The 24,223-nt window shown below is 51.0% G+C and carries 19 protein-coding genes; 8 read left to right on the top strand and 11 right to left on the bottom strand.

Annotation, left to right across the window (positions count from 1 at the left end; genetic code table 11):
- The first annotated feature begins 1,792 nt into the window (after positions 1-1,792).
- The 5 genes from DYL59_RS10065 to DYL59_RS10045 all read left to right on the top strand — a co-directional run bounded on the left by DYL59_RS10065 (position 1,793) and on the right by DYL59_RS10045 (position 5,864).
- Positions 1,793-1,987, top strand: coding sequence for a hypothetical protein (locus DYL59_RS10065; RefSeq protein ID WP_135289053.1), 195 nt, complete (start codon positions 1,793-1,795; stop codon positions 1,985-1,987).
- A 3-nt stretch (positions 1,988-1,990) separates the two neighbouring features.
- Entirely contained in the window at positions 1,991-3,877 is a 1,887-nt protein-coding gene (locus tag DYL59_RS10060; protein ID WP_135289052.1) for a hypothetical protein, read from the top strand.
- Positions 3,878-3,969: 92 nt separating this feature from the next.
- Positions 3,970-4,341, top strand: a complete 372-nt coding sequence (locus DYL59_RS10055) for a hypothetical protein (protein ID WP_135289051.1) — start codon at positions 3,970-3,972, stop codon at positions 4,339-4,341.
- Positions 4,342-4,586: 245 nt separating this feature from the next.
- Positions 4,587-5,036 carry a hypothetical protein gene (locus tag DYL59_RS10050; protein ID WP_135289050.1) on the top strand — a complete coding sequence of 150 codons (450 nt, stop codon included), beginning with the start codon at positions 4,587-4,589 and terminating at the stop codon, positions 5,034-5,036.
- Positions 5,037-5,513: 477 nt separating this feature from the next.
- Complete coding sequence (locus DYL59_RS10045; RefSeq protein WP_135289049.1) at positions 5,514-5,864, top strand: hypothetical protein; 351 nt, start codon at positions 5,514-5,516, stop codon at positions 5,862-5,864.
- Between the two features lie 649 nt (positions 5,865-6,513).
- Here the strand turns inward: DYL59_RS10045 and DYL59_RS10040 are convergent.
- The 3 genes from DYL59_RS10040 to DYL59_RS10030 all read right to left on the bottom strand — a co-directional run bounded on the left by DYL59_RS10040 (position 6,514) and on the right by DYL59_RS10030 (position 8,952).
- Positions 6,514-7,209, bottom strand: coding sequence for a hypothetical protein (locus tag DYL59_RS10040; RefSeq protein ID WP_198845249.1), 696 nt, complete (start codon positions 7,207-7,209; stop codon positions 6,514-6,516).
- A gap of 367 nt (positions 7,210-7,576) precedes the next feature.
- Positions 7,577-8,581, bottom strand: coding sequence for a tyrosine-type recombinase/integrase (locus DYL59_RS10035; RefSeq protein WP_135289048.1), 1,005 nt, complete (start codon positions 8,579-8,581; stop codon positions 7,577-7,579).
- Complete coding sequence (locus DYL59_RS10030) at positions 8,578-8,952, bottom strand: hypothetical protein (protein ID WP_135289047.1); 375 nt, start codon at positions 8,950-8,952, stop codon at positions 8,578-8,580. The genes DYL59_RS10035 and DYL59_RS10030 overlap by 4 nt, the downstream gene beginning before the upstream one ends.
- 880 nt (positions 8,953-9,832) lie before the next feature.
- On the opposite strand from DYL59_RS10030, the gene DYL59_RS10025 reads away from it, so the two are divergent.
- Entirely contained in the window at positions 9,833-11,089 is a 1,257-nt protein-coding gene (locus DYL59_RS10025) for a reverse transcriptase domain-containing protein (RefSeq protein WP_135289046.1), read from the top strand.
- Between the two features lie 297 nt (positions 11,090-11,386).
- On the opposite strand, the gene DYL59_RS10020 is transcribed toward DYL59_RS10025, so the two are convergent.
- The 8 genes from DYL59_RS10020 to DYL59_RS09985 all read right to left on the bottom strand — a co-directional run bounded on the left by DYL59_RS10020 (position 11,387) and on the right by DYL59_RS09985 (position 22,665).
- Positions 11,387-13,882 (bottom strand): S8 family peptidase, encoded by a 2,496-nt coding sequence (locus tag DYL59_RS10020; protein WP_135289045.1) that lies wholly within the window; start codon positions 13,880-13,882, stop codon positions 11,387-11,389.
- Between the two features lie 44 nt (positions 13,883-13,926).
- Entirely contained in the window at positions 13,927-14,949 is a 1,023-nt protein-coding gene (locus tag DYL59_RS10015) for an AAA family ATPase (protein ID WP_135289044.1), read from the bottom strand.
- A gap of 1,673 nt (positions 14,950-16,622) precedes the next feature.
- Positions 16,623-17,453 carry a class I SAM-dependent methyltransferase gene (locus DYL59_RS10010; RefSeq protein WP_135289043.1) on the bottom strand — a complete coding sequence of 277 codons (831 nt, stop codon included), beginning with the start codon at positions 17,451-17,453 and terminating at the stop codon, positions 16,623-16,625.
- A 119-nt stretch (positions 17,454-17,572) separates the two neighbouring features.
- Positions 17,573-18,946, bottom strand: coding sequence for a flippase (locus tag DYL59_RS10005; RefSeq protein WP_135289042.1), 1,374 nt, complete (start codon positions 18,944-18,946; stop codon positions 17,573-17,575).
- Between the two features lie 13 nt (positions 18,947-18,959).
- Positions 18,960-19,910 carry a nucleotide-diphospho-sugar transferase gene (locus tag DYL59_RS10000; RefSeq protein ID WP_135289041.1) on the bottom strand — a complete coding sequence of 317 codons (951 nt, stop codon included), beginning with the start codon at positions 19,908-19,910 and terminating at the stop codon, positions 18,960-18,962.
- On the bottom strand, positions 19,907-20,770 hold the full coding sequence (locus tag DYL59_RS09995; protein ID WP_135289040.1) for an NAD-dependent epimerase/dehydratase family protein: 864 nt from the start codon (positions 20,768-20,770) through the stop codon (positions 19,907-19,909). The genes DYL59_RS10000 and DYL59_RS09995 overlap by 4 nt, the downstream gene beginning before the upstream one ends.
- Positions 20,771-20,781: 11 nt before the next feature.
- Complete coding sequence (locus tag DYL59_RS09990) at positions 20,782-21,948, bottom strand: nucleotide sugar dehydrogenase (protein ID WP_135289039.1); 1,167 nt, start codon at positions 21,946-21,948, stop codon at positions 20,782-20,784.
- Positions 21,949-22,239: 291 nt separating this feature from the next.
- On the bottom strand, positions 22,240-22,665 hold the full coding sequence (locus DYL59_RS09985; RefSeq protein WP_135289038.1) for a VOC family protein: 426 nt from the start codon (positions 22,663-22,665) through the stop codon (positions 22,240-22,242).
- Between the two features lie 112 nt (positions 22,666-22,777).
- Here DYL59_RS09985 and DYL59_RS09980 point away from each other — a divergent pair, with 112 nt between their 5' ends.
- Entirely contained in the window at positions 22,778-23,647 is an 870-nt protein-coding gene (locus DYL59_RS09980; RefSeq protein WP_135289037.1) for a LysR family transcriptional regulator, read from the top strand.
- 36 nt (positions 23,648-23,683) lie between these two features.
- Complete coding sequence (locus tag DYL59_RS09975; protein ID WP_135289036.1) at positions 23,684-24,130, top strand: Lrp/AsnC family transcriptional regulator; 447 nt, start codon at positions 23,684-23,686, stop codon at positions 24,128-24,130.
- Positions 24,131-24,223 lie beyond the last annotated feature (93 nt).

Below are 24,223 nucleotides of genomic sequence, written 5' to 3'. Positions count from 1 at the left end.
CGATCATCCATTGCCCTTTCGGATGCTGGGAGTAGTGTCAGTAGTTCGTGAGCTCTCAGGCCGGCTGTAGCGGCTAACTCGGTGCTAAGCGCATTACGCGCGGTCTGATGAGAAAGAATTCTTTGCACTTGTTCTGCAGTATAATTTCGGCTACTTAGGTTCTGTGGCTTCTCTGCCTGAATTACACTCAAACGCTGTTTATCACTTAGCCTTCCAAGTTGGCGTAATACAGCCTGAAGAGCCTGCCGGTCCCTGTCTAAAGTTTTTTGACCTACTTCTCTGGAGCGCTCATACAGGTAAGCTTTAGCTGCCTTCGGAGTAAGCTCGTGTAATGCTCCTCGTCCTGCCCCACGAAGCCATTGTGCGGCCAATTTAAGGCTAGCCTCGTAACTGTGCGAAGTGCCAAGCCCCGAGACAAGCCCGGAGTTGTACATTGCCTTACTAAGGATCTTTGCTTGAGTGGAGGGCTTGGCAAATGTTCTCTTTTCTCTAGAGCGAGGACTTTTGATTTTTTTGCTCACTAATCACCTGCAACATTCTGACGATAGAGCTCAAAGACGTATCCACTCCTTGGGCCCGCAGCTCTATAAGAATTTGCTCAGCACCAAAGCCCCTGACATATCGATAATTCTCGATTAGACCAATATATTTACTCAAGTGTCGACGATAGGTTCGTCGCTGTAAGCTCGCGTCTACGTCGTTTCGGTAGCGTTTGAACTCGGAGTCTGAAATGAAAAGTGACTGCTGCCTCTGAGTACTTAGTGATCTATGGATTGATCTGGAAATTGCTGAAAGACAGACCTTTACCCTACGCTGCTCAAGCAGCCAACGTTGAATCATCACCAACGTATAGCGCTGTACCCGCAGAGATAAAATTTCTTCGTGATGCCCGTTGAGCTTACTATTCATAAATCTTTAGATCTCACTGTAAGTTACAGCAACCACTTTAAAGACTTAAATTTCAGCTGCAACCCAAATGGGGCGCTTGAAATTCAAGTATGTGGTTCCGACATCCAGCGGATGCCTAGCCCCTTTTTTTGCAGTGTCGGACTTATCAGATGCAGATACCGAAGTACCGCAACGATGCGCTTTCGCACTCTCACTGTTTGCTTCGCTGTCTAATCGACAGAGTCGAAGGGTTGACCCCTTGCCAGGTTTTCGCGCCTGATACAACTCAATTTATTGTCAGAGTTAGACAGTGATGAATCTGATGCACGGCCGAAGCAAAACCTCGCATCAAGCCTAATACAACGCCTTGAGGTGATGGCTAATCAACTCAGGATGACCAAGCGTGCAGATTGAATTAGCAAACTGATGCTTGGGAAGCGAGGTAACGGGCAGCAATAGCTGCCGCATAACCCCGCACCACTCACGCAGACTGAATTAGCAGTCTAGAAAGAACGCACGAAATAGCGTGACATCCTGTGAGGAGAACTCGCATAGCTAGTTCGGGTGCAATTTGATCTTGCTATCGACGCTAGTTAAGGTCAATAGCAAATACTGAATGTCACATCGATTTTGCTTTTGATCGCGGGACGCGGCTCTGTTCATGGTGTTGAGCGTAGCGAAGCACCCTGACAGAGCCGCGTGCTTCGCACGCAGCAGCGCGTAAAGCGCTGCACGTTCAGCCTAAGCTGAACGAACTGAGATTTTGATGACACCGCATTCCATGAACCATTGTTGACTGATCGCTGACTAGCAGTGGGACTGAATTTTGATGGCCTGTTTTGACTTTGAGGTTTTCGAATTTTACTTCAGAGTGAAACTCCTTAAGGACAGGTGAGGAGTTATCGTGAAGGTGCTTAATACTGAAATGAGTCCATCCAGGCTGGTGACACTAGTAATTTTGGTTGTGGGATTCACGGTGCTGGAAAATTATGTGTATACAGCCGCTGGCACCATATGGGCAGCACTAGTTTTCTTGATTGGAACCGTAGCGATTTTTATTACCGTACCTAAAAAGATTTTCTCAAGTATCGAGGCCTGACGCATGGGCGAGTTTGGTGATTTTGGGTGGTTATTTCAAAGCGGTCTTGACGCAATGATTTCATCGTTAGTATCGATGGGAGCAAAAAATGCTGAGCTTGCTGAAATAGTTCGTCAGCTCGCTCGAGCTGTGCCTTACATTTCATTATCTTGGATTATCTGGAATCTGGTGCGAGGCAGACCCACCAGTATGCCTTTCGGGGTTTTTATCACATCGCTGTTTGTATTTATCGCTTTGCAGCCTGAAACCGTGACCTTCCCTGGCCGTGCCAGCATGGAAATGACAAAAGGACAGTCATTTACACTTAAAATAATTCTCCCTACATATGAAAAGCTCGTACAGGTGTATCGAACTAAAGATAACGAACAATCAGCGCTTTTGATTGCCGATCTCACCGAGCGGGAAATTAGCCCTTTCATGGGGAGTGATTTGGCTAAGCTCATGAAGGATTACAAAGTATATTGCGAGCCAAGCCCTAACGATGACAGTAGCGTTCCAGAAACAACTTGGCAAGCTATAGGGCTTCGAGGTGGTGGTGCGCTCGGGGTACCGGATTCTCAAGTTTCTATACTCAGTAGTGCCACTGCCGACAAGGTGTCAGGCCTGACTTTTTCGTGGTTTCCAACAATCCGACAAGCTCTAACCTTAATTGATACTTATAAGGCAGGTGAACGGAGGTCCGCAGGAAAAGCTGCGCTAGAAAATTTAAGCAGTGATAAGTGGCCAACTGGAAAAAGATACTTGCTACCTAATGAGTCAGGATGGAAGTCTAGATTATCAGGCGGCGTTGATGAGCCCGCAGGCTACCTGAACCCTTGGGAAGTTGTCGATGGTTCGCTTTCTGATCCGGCGTTGTTAGCAGAGCCATCAGGTGTAAATAACAGATATTTCGTTCCGGAAAACTGCTATGAGGCTTATCAGGCTGCGCAAGCAGGTGCTGAAGAGGGATATAGGGCAGTGGGAGATCGCATTCGACCTTCTAATCTAGCACCTGATACAGAGCCATCTGTTGTCGCAGGGGTTAGAGCTTGGTCAGATGTTGTCAATAGAAGCCTAGGATCTCTTTATTCAGATTCTGATGGCTCGTCTTTTGGTTCAAAGGTTCGCGAAAATGCATCTGAGGCGATTGGGGCACTCAATGAAGCAAATGGTGCACTTGCAACTTTAGATCTAGCGGCAAAGCTTCCATGGTTTGTCTATTTAACAGCCATGGGACAAGCCGCTCTTATTCATATATTCCCGCTGGTAGCGCTTTTGGCATGTGTCTTTGGTATTGAGATATTGCTCTATTGGATACGGCTGCTTGTATTTACATATCTATCATTGTTTTTTGCTGAAGGTATTCTCTATTTAGTTTCCAGCCAATTAGCTAGCATTAGTTTTATACAAGCTGCAACTGCTATTAATAGCTCTGGTACGCCAATGGAGATCAATGGCATGCGCGGAGTTTTAGCCGGTGGCGCCGGATTCGTTATTCTGGTCGCAACATGGGCTGCTGCAGCGCTTTTGAGAGTTCAATCGCTACCAAAAACAGACAGTGCTGCCAGCTTCACCCAATTAGGAAGTATCGCTGCATCTGTCGCGGGTTCAGTAGTCGGCGGACTTTCTAAGATGTCGGCAATCAAGAGCGCCGGTCTAAAGCAAGAGCTACTCCGCACAAAGATCCAACAAGCACAAAAAACCTTGGGCTCGCCTGGGGCGTCACCAGGTGGCTCCCCTAGCAGGGCTGATACGCCGCCGCCTTCACGGCAAAGCCGCGAGGCTGCCGGTCAACGTCTTTCTCGGCCAAGCTCTGCCGATCGATCAGAAGGTCAGCAGAAAAATCGGACCACTCGCGGCGAGCGTGCCGAAAAACGTCGGTCGCAGCTCAACCCTCCGGACAATCAGTAGTGCGAAGCACACGCAACGTCGTTGTGGACGTGGTTCTGGCACGCGAGGCCTCATGCTTCGATGCAGACTCGCCCCTGCTTGAGTGCACCCAAATGAGCTTTACCTTCGATTATTACCTAACGGCCACGTACTGCGAAAACTGGGACAACCCAGTCGACCTCAGGTATCTGTTTGATGGCCTCGCCCCTTGGCCGGGATTGGTATGGGTCATGCGTGGGGATCAGTATTTTCTGTCGCCCCAACTGAGCGGAATAGGCGCTTATGAGTGGGATGAAACGACCCCCATCGAGATTCGGCTTTTTGAGACGCCATCACTGGACGCTTTGACCTGGTATCTGGTGACTGCGGAGCTAAATCGACGAAACGGCTTTGATGACCGAATGGCGGAAATCCATGAGGTACAGCTGCAACAATTGATCAATGAGCTGCCAGTTGCGACGGTGCCTTACGTAGGGAGAGCTTGAAAAATGGCCTATCACAGGGTTGTCGTTGCGTGGGTGATCTCCGCGATCGCGTTACTTCCGATGACTGTTGCGTTGCTCCCTCAGGCGTCCTATAGCACTGCCCACAAAGCTTATCTGGCACTTCTGATCATCGCGACCATATCAGCAATATACGCAACGCACCGTACCCATCAGTGCACGCTTAGAAAGCGTTTCTGCTGGGTGTTGTGGGGGATCGTGGTCGCATTTCTCTGGACTTGGTATTGATGAAAAAGGAGCACCCTTTGAAGCAACGGTGGAAGGTACTTTGTGTGGCCGCTTGTTGTGGCTTGGGGTTGACCCCTTGGGAAAAAATCCCAGAACTGATTTCGTCAGAGGTGAGTGGGTACTACATCAGCGACGGCGGATTGAGTACCGGTTATAAAGTGCTCAAGATCGACAGATCAGGGGACGGGAAAATGTACTCGTACGATGCGATGCACCACGGGATCCTGAACGCCTACCCCTTCAAGTATTCATCCACTTTTCTGACTATCACTCTCGACTTTGTGGGTGGGGGCCAGGCAGTCCTTTCTGAAGGATGGTTGGGACTGGAAGGCCGTCTCCATTGCTCGAGAGGAAGCTGTGGTGGGCTAGGAACGGTTAGCCGCGTGGGTGAAAGCGAGACGGACCTTCCTGAAGCATTTCAGCGCGCCCTATCAAAAACAATTTATTGATATATCAATATTTATTTATTGATATTTTTTAGCTGATTGATATCATCGAGTCCGCAGCGCTTCAGGGTAGTAGAAGGGTAAAATCCAATAAACTCTGCTGCTGGTGATAGGGGGGAAGACCTACGGGCTGCCCCCCTGCTCCATTTCTGATGCGTGGTCTATGTCCTTAATTTTCGAAGCAGATCTACGGCGATACATTGCTGCCGGCCTAGCGCATGACATCTCGGTCTTGCACACCCGCGACGGATGGTCGCTGCGTATTCAATTGGGGGCTGAGTGTGTGTCACTGCGCCGCCAGCGTGGCGGCGAGCGGACTTTTAAGAGTCTCGACAAGCTGGCGGTCTTTCTGACAGAGCTAGGGCTCGAGCAATTAATTGTCCAGCTGAGGAATCCAAGCGATCAGCCTTTAAAGGCTTCTGTCACGCAGTGAGACCGTAGAGGATGACCGCTGAGGTCAATTTTTCAGGAGATAGTTAGATGTGGAAAAAATTTGGTTGCCTCATCGGGCTGTGTGTCGGCCTGAGTGGTTGTGGCAATCCGTTTGAGGGTAGCTATCGAGCCATGCAAGGCGTAATAGGACCACTGGTAGCCATCGATATTCAAGGCAGTAAGGCCACAGTAGTGAAGGTCGATCCTTTTCAGAAAAAAGTCCTGAGTGAACAAACCTGGGAGGCAGAAAGCAAAGGCGAAAAATTGCTTTTGACTGATCTTAAAGGCAAGACATTTGCTTTCAATCGATCAGTTGATGAGAACGGGCTGGATTGCCTGAATTGTGGCTTCGGCACAGGCATGCCTGAGTCTTGGCAGCAATTCGATCCAAACAAGTAAATTCAGACTCAAGGAGGGGGAATGACGAAGCGTTTCGCTTGGCCGTTCCTATGGAAAAGCCAGGTATTCCTTCATCGGGCCGACGGGATCAAGTTTTCGTATCCCAAAAAAGCGCGCAACGTAGCGGGCTCTGATTGCCTGCGGCTGCTTTTCGCTTAGATAGAGGGATGCTAGACTTCTTGCCGATGTCTAGCATCCCTAGCGTTGCACCACCACAGCCCTGACCAGTCAAGACTCGACCCTCAGCTGGTCCAGGGCTTTACTTTTGCGGGCATCGAAGTGGGTGGATTGGCACTCGATGCCCGTGGCTCTTCTCCTCAGTAACTGCATTTTCGGCCTCCTCTAGGTCGTATCGGTTGTCAGCTAAACGTTGCACCACCACAGCCCTGACCAGTCAAGACTCGACCCTCAGTTGGTCCAGGGCTTTGTTTTTGAGGGCACCGAGGTGGGTGGATTGGCACTCGATGCCCATGGCTCTTCTCCTCAGTAATTGCATTTTCGGCCTCCTCTAGGTCGTATCGGTTGTCAGCTAAACGTTGCACCACCACAGCCCTGACCAGTCAAGACTCGACCCTCAGTTGGTCCAGGGCTTTGTTTTTGAGGGCGCCGAGGTGGGTGGATTGGCACTCGATGCCCTTTACTCTTCTATTCATTTTGCTTTCGTCCTTTTGATCCTCTGAGGTTTGGCTGCTGGTACTGCTGGTACTGCTGGTACTGCCTGCAGTGGTGGTAGCGGTGGCGGTGGCGGTGGTGCAGGTATTGAGTTGCTTGAAGCCTGTTTTGCTGCTTCAGCCGCAGCGTGTTCTGCAGCCCAATGAATGCGGATCGCCTCAAGATCTCCATAGGCCCCGATCTCGGGAAGTCGCTCAATGAAACGGCTGTAGAGACCATCCTGAATCAAATTGTGAGTACGCATCCATTCAACTGCAGCGTTAGGGTTTGTGAGCATCACGTAATGAAACTCACCTGAAGCCCCTGGCTTGGTAGCAATAAACTGCAGCTCACGAAGTTTCCTCATCCGTCGGCGCCATGTGTCCACAGCGCGCTCACCAATAAAGCCCGCTTCAGCCGCAAAAGTGCTGGGGTTTTCGATAGTGATGACCGGATGATCTGGTGATCGGGCCCATAGGCAAAAAAGCACATGTCCGGCGGGCTGTCCTTTTGATTGAGCGTCGACAACCTGCATTGCAATTGGGAGGGTACGGGGGATAGTGCAAAACCCATCGTTGGTTTTGCGTGTCCATTTCCAAGCGTCGGCAATGGTTGGAAAGTGCACCAGCATCAATTGTTGAGCGCGTTCCGACATCGTCAAGCGGCGCTTCGCTGATTGTTTGCCGTTGGCCATGCCTTATCCCCTAATCCGTTTCTGTTGAGCCAAGTTTGCAGGTATCGCGAGACAAGAGCAAACCATAGTTTGACGCAATACCCTGCTTTCAAAGGTACCTGAATATACGATAGGGATTAGTTAAACGCACGACTAAATGATTGCAAGTACTCATGAGATGCGTGATATCACGCACGAAAAGCTTCTATATATATGAAAAATAAGAGATTTATTTATTTTTGCGGTGCTCTACGTGCTCAAGTGCTCTGTCGTGCTGTATGTGCTCACCGTGCTGAAGGGTGTAGGGTGTGGGAAGAGGGGCCTGAGATTCGCTAACCATTCCCTGAAATTTTCAGAAAATCTGTCTTGGATTGATGCTGGTTTGATTTCAGTAGCGGACTTTGAAGGTTGGTGAGTCCTCCGGTCGCAGCTGACGGCGATCATAGATCCGGGTCGTGCTTATATTGGCATGTCCAAGCCAGGCCTGAACCTTAGCAATATCGGCTTCGTGCTCCAGGGCATTGGTCGCCGCCGTGGCACGCAGGCCATGCACCCCCAACCCAGCGACATTGATTCCTGCCGCCTTGGCATAGCTTCCGACCATTGCGTAGATGCCGTTGGCGGTTATGCCTGCGCCGGTCTGGCGACCACGCAGCGGCACGAATAGCGGTGCATTAGGCTTCTGCTGGTAATGCCCCGAGCGTTCCAGGTATGCGTAGATACGCTCGGCGGCAATAGGGTGCAATGGAAGATACCGCAGCTTTCCCCCCTTGCCATGGATCTGCAGGTGCTTGATGCCCCGGCGATCTTTAATATCGCTGACCATCAACTGAGCGGCCTCCTCGCGACGCAGTCCGTGATACAGCAGCACAGCGAGAATGGCCCGATCGCGTTGGCCTTTTAGAGTGTTCGGATCCGGCGCATCGAGCAGTGCCTTGGCCTGGTGATCACCGAGAGCCGGCGTCTTACCTTCGTTGGTTTCGATCCTGGGTCGCTTCACACCGTGCACCGGGTTGCCGCCAGCGACGGCGTTGAGCTCCAGCAGATGATCGAACAGGCTGGCCAACGCCGCCAATTTGCGCCGGATCGTGGCCCCGGCCAGGCCTCGAGTTTCCAACTGCGCGCGCCAGGCCAGCACGTGCGCGCGGGTGACCGCGCGGAATTCCTCTGCGCCGTTGAGGCCAACGAAACTGCAGAAGTCGGCCAGGTCAATTTGATAGGCGCGCCGGGTGCGCGGGTTGTCGATATTGGCAAACCATTCCGCGGCTGCCGGCATGTTGGCCAGCCGCTGGAATTCCAGCGCGCTCAGACGACGATCACCGGCCGGAACTGGCAAGGCGGGCAAATCTCCTTCAGGAGCGTTCCCCAGGTTTATCAGGTTGCCGTCAGTCATGCCGGCAGAATCCGGTTGAAGTAGCGGAAGGGGGGCACCATGAGCGTGTGTGGGCCGCTGAGCGACAGCGACCACTGGCCAGCGTGGCCCTTTGCTGTTGCCTTGGCCGAGGTGCGAACGTGCGCTGGGGTCATCCCGTTGCCGGCGTCGTAGAGGATTTCGTCGCCACTCTCCAGCAGCTGCGCGCGAACACGCTGGACGAGGCAGCGCCGTCCGTGGTCATCACGGATCATGATGTGCACCGGGTGCGGGCAGGTGTTGCACAACCAGGTGTGCGTATCGAGGCACTTATTATCGATGCTATCGGGGACGGTGTGCGTCCAGGAACAGGTTGGACAGGTGTAGTGCTGATCGTGGTCACTGATAGGCATTCTGGTCATCCGTGGTCTTTATGGTGATAACGTATTTTATCACCACTTTTTCTTATGCTAATCAGTACCGTCTGAGCGATCACCAATTTTTTAAACGAGCAGTCTTGTGAACCCAACCCCCTCCCTATCGATTTCCAATAAACGAGCCGCTGACTAAATAGATGGCTTTTGGCCGGGTGGCTGATTAACATCGGGATGCCTCGCCTGCTTGCTGGTGCAGCCGCCTCACAGCACTGAACCAAGTTTGACAGACGCCAGCCATCTCTCTTGGGAGGTTGCTGTCCGGGTCGCGACCAAGATCGCCGTTAAGGCTTCGCGGTCTCCCGAAGGTATAGAGCGCCACTCAACTGCTGCGTCAATAACCGTAACTCTGTCTGCACGTTGGGGTCACCAGACGGTTAGCAGCTTTATTTTCAGGGTGGGGCTCGGGGTTCAGCCGCATGGCGCGCGCTTGGCCGCGAAGTCCAAAAAGGTGCGCTTTGCGCTCCAGCAGGGGCTTTGAGGAAAAGTATGCAGCCATGTAAAAAGGTGCCAACCTGGCGCATAGCGCGAGATTGACCGCGAAGCCGAAAAAGCTACGATTTATCGTGTTTTGACGGAATACTTGGGGGAAATCATGCGCTCATGCAAAAACGTGCCAGTTTGGCCCGAGCCGCGTCACGGCTTGTCGTGACCGCGCTCAGCCTCGCCTGCTTGCTGGTGCAGCCGCCTCACAGCACTGAACCAAGTTTGACAGACGCCAGCCATCTCTCTTGGGAGGTTGCTGTCCGGGTCGCGACCAAGATCGCCGTTAAGGCTTCGCGGTCTCCCGAAGGCTGAAGGTTCTCTGTAGCAGTTGGGTGAGAGTTCGCTGGTGTCTCCCGACAAACAAGGAGTTTATGTGGCCTCGCCGCTCTATCGTCGGATCTACAGCATGGAGTCTCTGCATTCAGCCTGGAGAAAGGTTAAAAGCAGCGCTCTTTCCTCCTTGTCAGAATCGATCCGAAATGAAGCCAAGGATTTCGAGAGTCGACTTCCCAAGTCACTTTCCGACATCCAGCGCGCGCTATCCAAGAAGACCTTCACATTCCAACAGCAGACCGGCGTGGCAAAAACCAAAGCCAATGGCAATTCGCGCCCAATTGTACTTTCACCTATTCCCAACCGAATCGTTCAACGAGCTCTACTCGAAGTCCTGCAATCACGCATCAAATTCGTAAAGGAAGCTCTGGCTATTCCTACGAGCTATGGAGGCATCCATAACAAACGGGTCGCGATGGCGGTAACTGACGCCAAAGAAGCCATCTCCAAAGGGGCCGCCTTCCACACGAGATCGGATATCGCAGAGTTCTTCACGAGAATCGACAAGGCCCGCGTGATGGAACTTGTAGCGCCTCACATCAAATGTCCCGATACAGTTGCTTTGTTCCAGGCGGCAATCACCACGGATCTTGCGAACATTGATGCGCTTCGGCGACAGGGACTCGACGAGATTTTCCCCCTTGGGGTGGAAGGGGTAGCGCAAGGGTCCCCGTTATCGCCACTCATAGCCAATTTGTACCTGCATGACTTTGACAAAACCATGAACGATGGTGAGGTCATCTGTCTTCGCTACATCGACGACTTTCTGATCCTCGGGAAGGACATGAGCTGTGTAGACCGTGCTTTCAACAAAGCGCAGAGGGAGCTCAAAAAGCTTTCACTCCATGCGTACAAACCTTCGCCCACAAGCGACAAAGCCTCAAGGGGGCTAACAGCTAACGGATTCGATTTCTTGGGCTGCTTCGTCTCGGCCGGCTTACTCCAGCCCTCTAAAGCTGCGAGGGAGCGATTCAAAAAACGAATAAAATCCGATTTAGACGCATCGATCCGCGTGATGAAATATAGCGTTGAAGCCGGAAATATTTCGCCAAAGGGAAGCTACTCAGGCGCGCTACAGAATTTGGATCGAGTGATATTGGGATGGGGTAAGGCCTTTTCCTTTTGCAGCAATGGCCAGTGGATAAAGGGCTTGGATGAATACATCACAGGCGTGCTGGCGCAGTATGAAGTAGATAAGAGGAGTCTCTTTCAAAGATCAAGCGGCACGGATCAGCGCAGGATGCTGGGAGTAAGAATGCTTGCAGGAGTCCACTCTGAGCGTAGAGAAACGGAGTGACCTTCTGACCGTTCGCGGAAGGCTGCTTTCGTCCAGTGGGCGACCACAGGTCAGCTCTTTAACTGCTGCGATCACAAAGAGTCTGGTCGAGAAAGCCCCCGTCGACTGCCTATCCCGTCTGCTCAGGGCGCCGGCAGCGTGCTACTGAAACTCGAGGAGGGGCATTCCATTACCCTCATAGCGGCGTGCGACAAGAGGATGGCTTCCGGCCGATACTGATCAATCTGGAGTCATTCAACTTCCGGACTTTCATCCAATAGTTTCAATACAGGCAGCCGACGCGCAGTTTAAATTGAGTCAGACCAAGATATCAGGCTCGATGGAAGCCGCTATTAAATTGGAGATTTCCGTGTAAAGTCTTACATCTTCACCCTCGGAAGATATAGATACCACTAGACTGTACCTAGCTTGAGAATTGTATTTTCCTAGATGGTGACGATAGCGCCACCAACCGGACACCGGAGATATTGCAATTTTATCTCTCGCAGCCAAGTCGATCGCGGGGCCCACCCAGACATCGCTATGAACTGACCCCGCAGAAACATGCCTCGCGCCAAACGTCCAGTTATCATCACTCTCTGTCTTTGGAGGTTTCTGGTCGAGAGATTCTAGTTTGTTAATTCGGTGACGGAATGCAGGCTCCGTTTCTGATTTTCGCTTCAAATCGAACCGCAGTCCAAACGACTGGTATCGAGCTGGTACGACCTGCGCTAACTCGCTGGGGCTCGGCTCGATAAAGTACGACAAAGTTATTTTCAACTGAACAATACGGTTTTCAAGACGCTCCAGCTCTGCTTTTGGCCAAGGCAGATCATAATAGTGGACTTCATTGAAATGAGGGTCACCGCTTTCTTTTCCTCGGTCATCACAGTCCTTCATAAAGGGCTGGATATGGGCCTCGGAAATGAGAGCCAAGTCTTGTTCAGTCGACGCGAGGGCACGTGCTAATTGCGGAACTCCATAACCAAAATGCCGAGCAAGCAAAATGCGCTCCTTTTTAGTTTTACCCCGTAGCTTTCCAAGCATAGCAGGTGTCCATTGCGCGCTATGTATCATGAGAGCTCGGACTGTTTCTGGCCAAAAATTCGGGTGCTCTGCCATGATGGCTGCGGCCATCCCCGCTGCTTGGGCAGTTGCGGAACTAGTAGCCCAAAACTCTTCAATCGGATTTCGTGTGAAGTGCTTACCGGTTGTCAAGATCGACAATGCTGGAACACCTGAGTAGAACTGTTGGCCATCTGGGCTTAAAGCTTTATTACCTGCTTCGAAAACAACCTCGGGTTTGATGGGGCAGCGGCTGTGTTCCCAATCTACGGATGATCGGCTGTAAGGACTATGGTCGCCAGCGTCTGCGAATGTACCCCATCCCTCATATCCTGGCTGCCCATCCAAGTCAGTTTTATTAGTGAAACCGCCTACAGCTATCGCATTCCAAGATTGCGCAGGATCCTCGATAGGAAAATCATATGGGTCAGCTACATCCTCAGGATTTGTTGTGTCGGGAATATTGCCTGCCGAAAGAATAAAAAGACGTTTTGGGCCGGACTGACCTGCCTCGTCGATATCACCGATCATGGTGCCAGAACATACTTGGTCGATCGCAGAGCTCCAAGTTGTCGGGCGATCGCCTGAGACATCCTCATTCGACACAGCCATACAGAACACTCGACTTCTATTTGGAGCTCTGGTCTCTGCTAGGCTGACGGCTGACTGAGTAATAATTCCATAACTTGCAGGGGTATTACGCGCCCAACCAGGCGGAGGTATAAACTTTATAGACTCCAGTTTATAACTAAGTACTAATTCTCTCAGATCAGCCATCGCATAGGTCATGTCGCCAAACAAAGCTGCACCCGCCATATTAGTGCCATGCCCGTTATGATCATCGCTCCCCCACTCTTCATTTATTGCTTGGCAATCATCTGCGTGCAATGCTGGCTGCAACAATGGATGAGCGGAGCTTACTCCATTATCTAAAATACAGACCGCGGGACTATTAGTGCTGGGCGCGAAAATTCGTCCGAGTAAATCTCTACTCCAATCCTGCTGATCTCGAGGCGGTAGCCTTGTAAAGAAGTACGGGCTATCAGAAGCGCGGCGCAGCTCTTGGATACCGTAAGAGTTATCCACCAACATCGAAACCTCGACCGCGTTCGCATAAATTAGCAACACCACAGCGTCGGGAAAAATGAGCGTGTTTTCATTAATTCTCAGCTTAAGCTTCGCCGCTATGCGCCGTACCAGTTCGACTTGGGTCGAGCTGCACCAACACTCCCACCATAGCTGTTCCGTACTATTGGGGAAGGGTCGAGAATCAGTCCAAAGGCTCTGCACGGAACCGAGAGAAAAATAGTTGAGTGAAGAAAATCTCGAATCATTCTTCGGTTTGCCCCCTGGGGTTCTCTGCTCAGCATACTCAGCGAGTTTTTGATCAAAAAAAGATACCGAGCTTTCAGGTAGGTACAGCGCACCAACGGTGACTCCGTCCTCTAGGACACGAAGAGCTGACAACCGAATGTTTTGAGTTTTCCAATTCAAGTCAGGCGGAGGCGCACCCGCCTCAATCTCCACATCGATGTAGATAGCACGCGGGCTTTCGCTAATTTCGTTACTGAAATAGCCGTTCTGCCCCGAATGAGCAGTGATAGAGAGGTCAAACCTCTCACGGAGGCGTCGCCCATGTCCTGCCTCTCGCTCATTGGAAGCAGAACTCATGTCCATCTGCCTTTTTTTATAAGGCTGGCCGGATTTAAATCTCTCGAATCTGAAGTGTGGGAGTTCGTAAGACGCCATGTTAGAATTTTTCCATAAATCCAGAGCCCAAGACGTTTAGGGTATTAGCCAGGGCTTAAGCCTACAAGAGTATCTTTAAGTACATGCCGTTGCTGAAGCGCAGCTATTATTTGCTCTACAGTTGCCTGCTTAGCATCGTGAAGAATCAAATCCTTGATGACTTCAGACGCGGCCCGGCTGATCTCGGCTTGACTCAGGCCCGAGGCTACGGTGCCGATCTTGGCCCATGGTAATCTTTTCGGTAGATATGCATGCATACACATCTCGATGACGGCCTTTACGCCTTTAGCATCCGGCAGAGCATATTCAATCACTTCGTCAAAACGTCGAAAAAGCGCTTTATCAAGCAACTCTGGATGATTAGTGGTCGCCACCACTAGACTATCCGTACTATTAGGCTCTTCCAGAAACTGGAGAAAAGAGTTCAGAACGCGGCGCATTTCGCCTACATCATTGTCAGCGTTACGTCGCCCCCCAATTGAATCAAACTCATCGAAAAGGTAAACGGCCCGTACTGTGTTGAGATGATCAAAAATCAAACGGAGCTTGGACGCTGTTTCGCCCATGTATCTGGTGATCAGTGTTTCCAAGCGGATGGTAAATAGAGGCAGTTGGAGCTCGCCCGCTAAGACGGACGCCGTTAAAGTTTTACCGGCACCTGGGGGCCCCACTAGCAATATGCGTGAGCTAGGGGGCATGCCATGTGCTCTCAGCTTATCCCGCTGGCGTTGTTGGTGGATCAACCTCTTCAGACGGTTGCTCTTTGATTCATCTAAAATCAACTCTTGGAGCTGAACTCTGGGGTAGGCAGCCGATAGAAGGTTTTCCAACTCGCCGCGCGGTTTAGAGATCGGGATCGCGACCGGCTCAGAGCGATGCGCCTGATTCGATTTGCTCTGACCACGTTTACGTGCAGTGTCAACGAGAGTTTTCAGCTCGGCGGCAATATCACTCCGACCGCGTCTAGCTTCAGCGGCCGCAACCTGCAAGGCTATCGAGAGGAATTGCTCCTCATCACCTTGGTTGTGGCTGCTCAGAAGAGCGATGATTTGTTGGGCCGTAGCCATTAGAGCGATTTCCCTATCCTATTCAGCGGGCCACTGCGTTTGGTAGCATTCTAGTCTATTCACCCTTGCTTGGCCTACCTACGCCCATCTGATTCCCCCCTGGAGCTCCTCCATCATTGCGAGCGGTCGCAGAGTGCCCATTTCAACCGCTCACTGCAGGCGACTATTGTTCAAAGGCTGCCTCTCGCGAGCCGCTGAATTCGGCCAAAAGTGGTTACTCACTATCTGAGAAAACCGGGGCGATTCAGCCTTGGACCTGCTGGGTGATAGTGATGGTGACTTTCAGTGCCTCTATTGAACCTAATGCCGCTATGACGAGGCTTACAGGGCAATTATAGTCAGCGAGATAATTTCGGATATTTCGGAATGGCTAAGCGTCCACTTATGGCGGAGAGCAACCACTTCGGGAATGAGTGGCGGGGATATGGGAAAGATCAATGCCGCATGGTGGTATTCCCATGAGCGCACCCTGGTGGGCGCTGCCTAAGTAAGCTCTATGGCCGATTTGCTGAACATAGGTGACCCTCTTCGAGAAGGCGAGCCCGCCTGTGCCCCGCAACTCCCTGCCAACAATCCGGCAGGCTCCTCAAGCGAGCTCTGGGCTGCAATATTTAAAAAGCGTCCGTTTGTCATTGCCCGGGAGGCAAGACTTGCTCTTGCCTCCTTGATGACTAGCTCCTTAATCTTCCACTTATCCGTTCTGACCTTTCGACGCCCCTTCATTTCGACCTCATCCGCCCGAACCACCGAAGTAATCATTTTTTGCTGCGAGACCTAAATCCTCCGAAAGATCATAGCCGTCCTTTGCACCGAACATATTCTGAATTCGCCGCTCTTGATGACGTCCCGTTCCATGCCTCATAGCGTATACGAACCTGGTTTATTGCTGCATTTGAGCCGTTTTTTGTGCAAAAAAACGTGGTTTTAGCTAGGCCATTTATTAGTGGTGCGGTTGAGGTGTGCTAAAGGGAAAAAGCCGGCCCCTTAGGGGAAGTGAGCGGTGGTTGGTGGGCATCAAGGCGTGGATGAGTGCTTTTTTGGAAGCTGTCCTAGGGTGCGTAATGGGGTGCTGAATGGGTGTCTTCGGGGCATTCAAGGGAATCTATAAGGCATTAGCGGTGCTTTGGTGGTGCTAAGCGGGAATTAGGAGGGGCCTCGTCACCCCCGCTTTGGTCCAAAACAGCGAAAAAGCGCTTTAAGCGCCAAGGCCCCGCACAAAAAAGCTCCATTGCCCTTCGGGTCCGTCGTTTGATACAAGCGCCTAGTTTAATCAGCAGAGGAACCAGCACCCGGAAAACCAGGCTTAGGCATCCGCAGCAGCGGAGGCGTCCTATAAGTACATTGGCGGTACAGTCCCCAGTCGTAACCGTTTTTGCAAAACTAGCAAAAACTCAGTGTTAACAGTTGGTTAGCACTGTTGTACCTTTGCCTACCCTAGCCTAGACTTACATGGCCTCGGAGTGTCATTCGGTGACTCATAATCCTTTGGTCCACGGTTCAAGTCCGTGTGGGCCCACCAAACAAGAAAGCCGCGCATTGCGCGGCTTTTGCGTTTTCATCCCATAAAGATCATTACCCCCGACGCAAGAAGACGGCGATTTCCGATAGGTCTGCCGGCCGGGATAGCTGTTAAAGGCGACTTTCGCAAGGAGGTCTTCGATAGCATTGCAGTCCTAGCGTGAACCGTCCTTTATTCGCTCAATTTGAAGCGCATGATCTTTCGCCACTCCACGTGCTGGCAGTAATCCCATCAACACCTTCAGTACCCGACAAACGCGTGTTTTCAAAAGACACTTGGCCAATATCTTTTTAAAGGCGCTAACGTCATATTTTACGAATAAGATGAAGCCACCACTGTCGAGCACTGCATAATTGTACTTCTCAGCCAAAATCTGCAACGAATGCTTGCTGTAGAAAAAAATATGCTGCCCTGAATCAGGCACCAAATACCACCAATCATCAAGCTGGCTCGTATAAAGCTCAGTGCTCAATAAAATGACATCCGATTGATATTTAAAAAGCATTTCCATATCACTCGCTGGTGATGCGAAATGTTCTATCACCTCAAACCCCAATACTATATCAGGAGCAGCGTAGTCCGGCACCGTGAAACCTTGTGCATATGCAGGTGACGCGTACTTATCATTGACGTAGCAATTTATTTCATAGTCGCGCAGCAGCCGACAAAGTAGTCCATCTCCCCCGCCGACATCCATTGCATTTTTCGCCCCAAATAATTTGGAGATTGCATATACAGCCGCCATATTTTGCATATTACGCTGCGCGGCGCCCGTATCAAGACTCGATAAGTTTTTGTTGCTATATGCTTCATCTAGCCAATAAGGTCTTTCGGTCTGCAGTGAGCCACATTCATTACACTGAAAATATTTTACTTCATGCTTCAGCAAAACAACTTGACTGAATTTTTTTTCTAACGACCCAAAACATAATCGGCATTTATCATCTCCATCACCGAAGTCAATAGGAGCTTTATGATCAGACATTTATTCACTCACCTCGACCACACACCAAGTCCCAATCTGCACGAGTATTTTACAACAGTTAATTCCACTGTCGCACACACCCTCGATAGATCCACGACATCCTTCCGCCCCCAAAACCATCATCTTGCGAGCCTCTGAAATAAAGCATTTATCCAACCACCAAAAAAAATAGATGATATCTGCAACTTCAAAACCCGAGGCGCAATAAACAAGTTAGTCAGCATCACAGAGACAAACTGGGAAAGAACGGCCACACAGGCCACCCCAACCAAACCAAATCGAGGTATGACCAGAAAGTTACCGACCACACAGACAGCCCCACCCGCCAATGTTTTATATAAAAAAAACTTAGCCTTTCGCTCATTCAGCGACCACAGCCACTGAGCAACGCCCAAGCTTATAAATATACTTGTAAGAGAGTAAACCGCGAGCACTGCCGCGCCCGCTTGATATTTTTCACCAAATAACAAACCCACGACATAATCAGCAAACAAAATAGTCACTAACGACGACAACCAACCGATTAAAGCAAAACCCTGAAAAATATAACCCAGTGCTGCCCAGTAAGCCTCTTCCCCCTCCGCTTTTTTTCGCGCGACAAAGGGCGCCAAACTGGTTGCCAACGTCACCGGTACAATCTGCCCAAGCACTGCCAAAGGCAACACCGCTGCATAGATACCCAGCGCGCTCTCATCCATCATCTCCTTAATCATTATTTGATCTACGCGCATGTAAGCAATTACAGAAATCCCGCTCAACATAAACGGCCAGCCTTCCCTTAACAACGCTCTAGATGCGGCGCTTACGGCCACCCACCGCCCCTTGCAAGGATATAACTTATAAGACAAGACCAAACCAGTAGCGGCCGCCAAGGCATCAAAAGCCATCACAGCTGCAAAATACGCAAGCGGTGCTTCACTAAAAATCAACACAACCTTGATGCCATTCGAAATAACGTATGCAGTCAGTTTGGCCAGTACCGTCCGCTTGACCTGGCTCTGGCTTTGGAACCAGAGGTCAACTGTATCGGCAGCCTGAAAAACCAGTGCTCCGCCCGCCAACGCCGTAAGCACAACACTTCGACTGTCGACGCCATTGACCAGCGCCATACCTGCGATGGCTGATAACCAGCAGATGATGCCCGAGGCCAACCTTAGAAAGAGGGTACTTCCCAGTAACTTGTTCGCATTGTCAGGCATGTTGCATATATCACGAACGACAACACCATCCAGTCCCAATGTTGCGATCGCTTGAAAAAAGGCGATATAAGCTAATGCATAGGCTAATTCACCATACTGGCTCGGGCCTAGGTACCGAGCCACCCAGGCACCCACCAACAGACCGAGCAACAACCGAATTAACTTATCCAACAACAACCAGCCGCTGTTATGGATAATTGATATAACGTGCGCACGCCCTTCCAAATAGCGTCCAACGAATCGAGGAAGCGCTTTAACCCACAGAGGGCTATCTGGGCCTGGCAACACGCTCATATAACAATTACGATCATAGTTTAAACCCGAAATAGCGTTTTATTTTGTTAAGCACTCGTTCCAGAAGGCTCCGCTGAGAGAATTCTACACGATCATAATACTCATTAAGCCGCGCGGTCTCTTTATTATGACCATCGTGACTCAAGGGCAAAGTTATTTCAAATCGAGGCAGGTTAGCATCATTCGAGTTCCCATCATGAGTATGAGTTGCACCTTCACCGAAACCTATATTCGTAATCAGATTGACTCGCGGCACAATGCACTTGGCGGAATTTTTTAGCAGCAGGAATACAAACTGAAAATCCCAAGTATCAATCTCTTTTTTATACATCTTATCAAAGGCGAGCGACCAGAATTTTCTGGTCGCATTAAGCTGACTGACACCAGAGATAACTCGCTCCTTCACCACCGGCCAGTCAGACAGTTCAGGATCATACTGTTTCCAGACACGCGCCCAACTCGCCCACCCCCAAATAAATGGATACTTCACAAAGGAATAGTCGTTATCTATTTTTACATTTTGAGTTGCTCGTCCATCACCGCTAACCAGAAAAACAGTCTCATCTTCCTTATATTTTTCTAGCAATGTTTCACAATAACCAAAAAAACTTTGGCTGGGCAGGCAATCATCCTCAAGAATGATCCCTTGCTCTTCTTGATCAAAAAACCAAGTAATCGCACCGCTGACTGCGTATTTACAGCCCAGGTTTTTCTCGCGAAAAAGTGTTTTGACTTGACAGGGCCAATCAACAGCACCAACAAGGTACTCGCGCAGCGCCTTTACTGTCTCAGCTTCAGCGTCACGCCCAGCCCTTGCGCCATCAGCTGCGATATAAAGCCTCGCCGGTTTGGCTTGACGGATCGCTGCGAATACTTTTTTGCTAGAGTCGATTCGGTTGAAAACCAAAAATAAGACGGCCGTATCCAAAACGGTATCCGCATGAAGATCGGTAGCGTCTATCATTTAACCAGACTCTCTTTAAAGGCTTTGATGTGCTCAGCCAGTGAAATACTCGGGCGCCAACCCAGTGCGTGGGTCTTGGCCGTCATTACGTCGGCAACCATTCGATTTCCTTTGCGTTCCGGCAGCATCACAATATTATCGCCAAACAATTGAGCCACCTCCAAAATGCTGAAGGTCTCCGGGTTGCCGATTCCATATTCATCGCCGTAGCCGTTCTCACCCACGAGCACAAGCCCGCTCACGATATCGTCAACATGCGTAAAGTTTCTTTTTTGTGCGCCAGGACTTACAACCGTCAGCGCCTCACCTTTTTTGAGTTTTTCTTTAAATAAGGCAATCAGGGTCGCGTACTTGCCTGTTGAAATCTCACGTGGTCCGTAAGCGTTATAAAAATAAACAATCGCGTAGGGAATATTGAACCAGGCCCCGTAGTTTTCAACTAACTCGGTATTGCTGGCCTTGGTCCAGCCATAGGGGCTTTGGCTTCTCCCAAGCCCTCCATCACCAAATTTTGTGCTGCTCCCCGCGTAAATCAGCTTGGCCCCAGTCGACCGACAAAATTGCAGAACCGCGAAGGTGCCATCTTTATTAGACGCCCAAACCTTTTCAATATCATCAAAGCTTTGTTCCACACGGGAATATTCACCCAAATGGTAAATAAAATCCGGGGAAAAATTAATAAGTTGAGCGACATCGTGCGTGCTGCCTTTGATATACGACACACCCGACACATGGTTATCTTCTGATCCGGTTGAGTAATCATCCAATGACCAAACTTCATTATTCGGATTCTGCACCAGCTTTTCGCAAAGCGTGCTTCCGATAAAACCCGCACCACCAGTAACCAGTATTTTACTCATGGGTTCCACCATTAATTATTATGAAATACATCTCGAGTGTAAACTTTCTCAAGCACGTCATTCAATTCGTCAGCCATGCGATTTGCAATAATGATATCTGCTCGCTCTTTGAATTCGGCAACGTTTGTAGTGGTTGCAAACCCATCATAGGTGCTACCTGCCCACTCCGGTTCATAGATGATAATATCAACGCCTTGCGCCGCGAGCATCGACATCACGCCTTGGATAGCGGATGCTCTGAAATTATCGGAACCTGTCTTCATTGTCAGGCGATACACGCCGACCACCTGGGGACGGCGCTTCATGACCGCCGCGACAACAAACTCCATCCGAGTGGTGTTTGAGGCGACTGTGGCAGTGATTAGCCGCTGATGATCATCGCCAAAATTCGCCAATAATTGGCGTGTATCTTTGGGCAGGCAGTACCCTCCGTAGCCAAACGAGGGATTGTTGTAATGACTGCCAATACGAGGATCCAGACAAACACCTTCAATCACTTGCCGTGCTGTCAAGCCATGAATCTCGCAATAAGTGTCTAGCTCATTAAAGAACGCCACTCGCATCGCCAAATGGGTATTGGAAAACAATTTTATTGCTTCGGCTTCTACGCTTCCCGTAAACAGAACATCAATGTTTTCCTTGCGTGCCCCCTGAACCAACAGCCCCGCGAATATTTTCGCTGGCATAGACTGCTCGCCGATAATGATCCGCGATGGATGAAGGTTGTCATGCAGCGCACTTCCTTCTCGTAAAAACTCTGGCGAAAAAATCAGGCGGGAAGTGCCCAGTCTACTTTTGAGTTTTTCCGTGTAACCGACGGGCACTGTTGATTTGATGATAATCACCGCTTGCGGGTTAATCTTCAGCACATCAACAACGGCGGACTCTACCGAAGCTGTATCAAAACAGTTTGTATCAGGGTTATAGTCTGTCGGGGTTGCAACGACAACAAAGTCGGCGTGCTCGTAGGCCCGCTGCTTGTCCAAGGTCGCGAGTAGATTTAAGTGTTTGCTGCGTAAAAATTCTTCAATATCCTTATCTACTATTGGCGACTTTCCAGCATTAACCAGCGCCACCTTTTGTTCATTTATATCTAACGCAACCACTTCATTGTGCTGGGCCAACAGTATTGCATTGGACAAACCAACATATCCCAACCCCGCAACAGCGATCTTCATAGACCCTCTACCTGCCCGATCCACAGAGAACAAGAAAATACTAATTGCCCAGCATATCCAAATATTCGAGCTAGCGACAGCTTTGGCTGGCGCGGGCGTTAGCACGCAGACATGGACTACCAAATTCCATCACTGCGCACTTTGTGCTCGCTAAGGCAGGCCAGGACAGCCCGCTCAAGAGGAAGGTGGCCCCATAGGGCTCTCAAAACGAATCAGAATGAGCCAGGTAGACCCACCCTCAATTTTGGGATGACTTAACATCGCCCAATTGCTCACAGATGACCTAAAACGTTACTTCGCAAACAACTGCCCAATATCCCTGAACGCCTTGAACTCCAGCGCATTCCCACAGGGATCAAACAGAAACAACGTCGCCTGCTCCCCCACTTGGCCCTGGAACCGAATATGCGGTTCCAGCACAAACTTCGTGTCCCGCGCTTGCAGGCGTTCGGCCAGTGCATGCCAATCGTCCCAGCCCAGTACCACGCCGAAATGCGGAACCGGCACGTCGTGGCCATCGACTGCGTTGGTATGGGCCGAGTCCTGGGAAGCAGTTTTGGGGTGTTCGTGGATCACCAACTGATGGCCGAAGAAGTTGAAATCGACCCAATGGTCGCTGGAACGGCCCTCTTCCAGACCGAAGACTTCACCATAGAAATGCCGCGCAGCGGCCAGGTCGTATACCGGGATTGCCAGGTGGAAGGGCGCGAGTGTCATCAGGTCAAACCTCTAGGGGCGTTAAGTGCATCGAGTTTAGCCTTGCTCTCAGCGATGAAAAGACGATAGTTTTTGCGCCGAGCTCAAATTATTTCGATTAATCGAGACGTCCATGCTGCGGGAATTGAAGACCTTTATCGCGGTAACCCGCCACGGTACGTTCGCGGCGGCGGGTATGCATATCGGGCTGACGCAGTCGGCGGTAAGTGCACAGATCCGGCAGTTGGAGCAGGCCCTCGGCGTGCAGTTGTTCGACCGTACCGGGCGTCAGGCCACGCTGAATGCTGCTGGCTTGCGTGCGTTGCCATTGGCCAAGGAGATTCTGGAGACCTTCAACCGCATGGCGGTGCCGGTGGAGGCCAATGAATACCGGGGCGAGCTGAAAGTCGGCGCCATCGGCACCGCGCAAACTGGTCTGCTGCCCCAGGCCTTGCTGCGCTTACACCAGGCCGCGCCGGCGGTGGAGTGCAAGCTGGTGCCGGGGGTGTCCCTGGAGCTGTTGAGCCAGGTGGACGCCGGTGAACTGGACTCGGCAATCATCATCCGGCCGCCTTTTGACCTGCCCAAGGAGCTGCATGTGCAGGTATTGCGCAATGAGCCGTTTGTGCTGATCGTGCCGCACACACTGGCGGGCGATGACCCTTTGCACCTAATCAGTACGCAACCCCACGTACGCTACGACCGCGCTTCGTTTGGCGGTCGGCTGGTGAGCCGGTTCTTGCGTGAGCAAAAGCTCGATGTGCAGGTTGCGCTGGAGCTGGATGAGCTGGAAGCCATCGTCAAGATGGTCGAATGTGGCCTGGGTGTGTCGCTGATTCCCCAGGCAGGCCTGTGGCTTGAACACCCGGCCAAGGTAAGAATTATCCCGCTGGGCAAGCTGACGTTTTACCGTGAAATCATCTTGCTCAGTCGCTACAGCCAACGCTGCTTGCCGGTGCCGCAACTGTTTGCCCGCTGCCTGCTGGCCGACCCAAGCCTGTAACATGCCTCCCTATTGCCGCCCGCACCGGAGCTTCCCTTGCCTGCCCTAGATGAAATCGACCGCCAACTGATCGCCGCCTTGCAGATCAACGCCCGAGAAAGTGTCGCCATGCTGGCGCGGCAGTTGGGGATCGCACGCACCACGGTAACGTCGCGCCTGGCCCGGCTGGAGAAAACCCAGGTGATCACGGGTTATGGTGTACGACTCGGCCAACGCGTGGTCGACGGCGGTTTGCAGGCCTACGTAGGGATCACTGTGCAAGCACGCTCCGGCAAAGAGGTGTTGCGCAGACTCAGTGCGATGGCCCAGGTTCAACAGCTATGCGCAGTAAGCGGCGAGTTCGACTACGTGGCCTGGCTGCGCACCGATTCGCCGGAACAGCTCGATCAATTATTGGACCAGATCGGCAGTGTCGACGGCGTGGAAAAGACCACCACCTCGATCATCCTCAGTAACAAATTGGATCGCGGTCAGCCAGTGTGACCACCAAGTTCGTCACATTGACTTAAAACAATTCAATCCGACGACACTTTGCGTCTTATTAACGAACCCTACGCTCCCTAAACTGGCTGCCAT

Source organism: Pseudomonas kairouanensis (genome assembly GCF_004682055.1).
Classification (GTDB): domain Bacteria; phylum Pseudomonadota; class Gammaproteobacteria; order Pseudomonadales; family Pseudomonadaceae; genus Aquipseudomonas; species Aquipseudomonas kairouanensis.
This window is presented reverse-complemented; position numbering and strand designations above follow the sequence as displayed.

What these genes read in the sequence shown, in the direction of transcription:
- DYL59_RS10060 (WP_135289052.1), top strand. Translation starts at nt 1,991, where the DNA reads ATGGGCGAGTTTGGTGATTTTGGGTGGTTATTTCAAAGCGGTCTTGAC.
- DYL59_RS10055 (WP_135289051.1), top strand. Translation starts at nt 3,970, where the DNA reads ATGAGCTTTACCTTCGATTATTACCTAACGGCCACGTACTGCGAAAAC.
- DYL59_RS10050 (WP_135289050.1), top strand. Translation starts at nt 4,587, where the DNA reads ATGAAAAAGGAGCACCCTTTGAAGCAACGGTGGAAGGTACTTTGTGTG.
- DYL59_RS10045 (WP_135289049.1), top strand. Translation starts at nt 5,514, where the DNA reads ATGTGGAAAAAATTTGGTTGCCTCATCGGGCTGTGTGTCGGCCTGAGT.
- DYL59_RS10040 (WP_198845249.1), bottom strand. Translation starts at nt 7,209, where the DNA reads ATGGCCAACGGCAAACAATCAGCGAAGCGCCGCTTGACGATGTCGGAA.
- DYL59_RS10035 (WP_135289048.1), bottom strand. Translation starts at nt 8,581, where the DNA reads ATGACTGACGGCAACCTGATAAACCTGGGGAACGCTCCTGAAGGAGAT.
- DYL59_RS10030 (WP_135289047.1), bottom strand. Translation starts at nt 8,952, where the DNA reads ATGCCTATCAGTGACCACGATCAGCACTACACCTGTCCAACCTGTTCC.
- DYL59_RS10020 (WP_135289045.1), bottom strand. Translation starts at nt 13,882, where the DNA reads ATGGCGTCTTACGAACTCCCACACTTCAGATTCGAGAGATTTAAATCC.
- DYL59_RS10015 (WP_135289044.1), bottom strand. Translation starts at nt 14,949, where the DNA reads ATGGCTACGGCCCAACAAATCATCGCTCTTCTGAGCAGCCACAACCAA.
- DYL59_RS10010 (WP_135289043.1), bottom strand. Translation starts at nt 17,453, where the DNA reads ATGTCTGATCATAAAGCTCCTATTGACTTCGGTGATGGAGATGATAAA.
- DYL59_RS10005 (WP_135289042.1), bottom strand. Translation starts at nt 18,946, where the DNA reads ATGAGCGTGTTGCCAGGCCCAGATAGCCCTCTGTGGGTTAAAGCGCTT.
- DYL59_RS10000 (WP_135289041.1), bottom strand. Translation starts at nt 19,910, where the DNA reads ATGATAGACGCTACCGATCTTCATGCGGATACCGTTTTGGATACGGCC.
- DYL59_RS09995 (WP_135289040.1), bottom strand. Translation starts at nt 20,770, where the DNA reads ATGAGTAAAATACTGGTTACTGGTGGTGCGGGTTTTATCGGAAGCACG.
- DYL59_RS09990 (WP_135289039.1), bottom strand. Translation starts at nt 21,948, where the DNA reads ATGAAGATCGCTGTTGCGGGGTTGGGATATGTTGGTTTGTCCAATGCA.
- DYL59_RS09985 (WP_135289038.1), bottom strand. Translation starts at nt 22,665, where the DNA reads ATGACACTCGCGCCCTTCCACCTGGCAATCCCGGTATACGACCTGGCC.
- DYL59_RS09980 (WP_135289037.1), top strand. Translation starts at nt 22,778, where the DNA reads ATGCTGCGGGAATTGAAGACCTTTATCGCGGTAACCCGCCACGGTACG.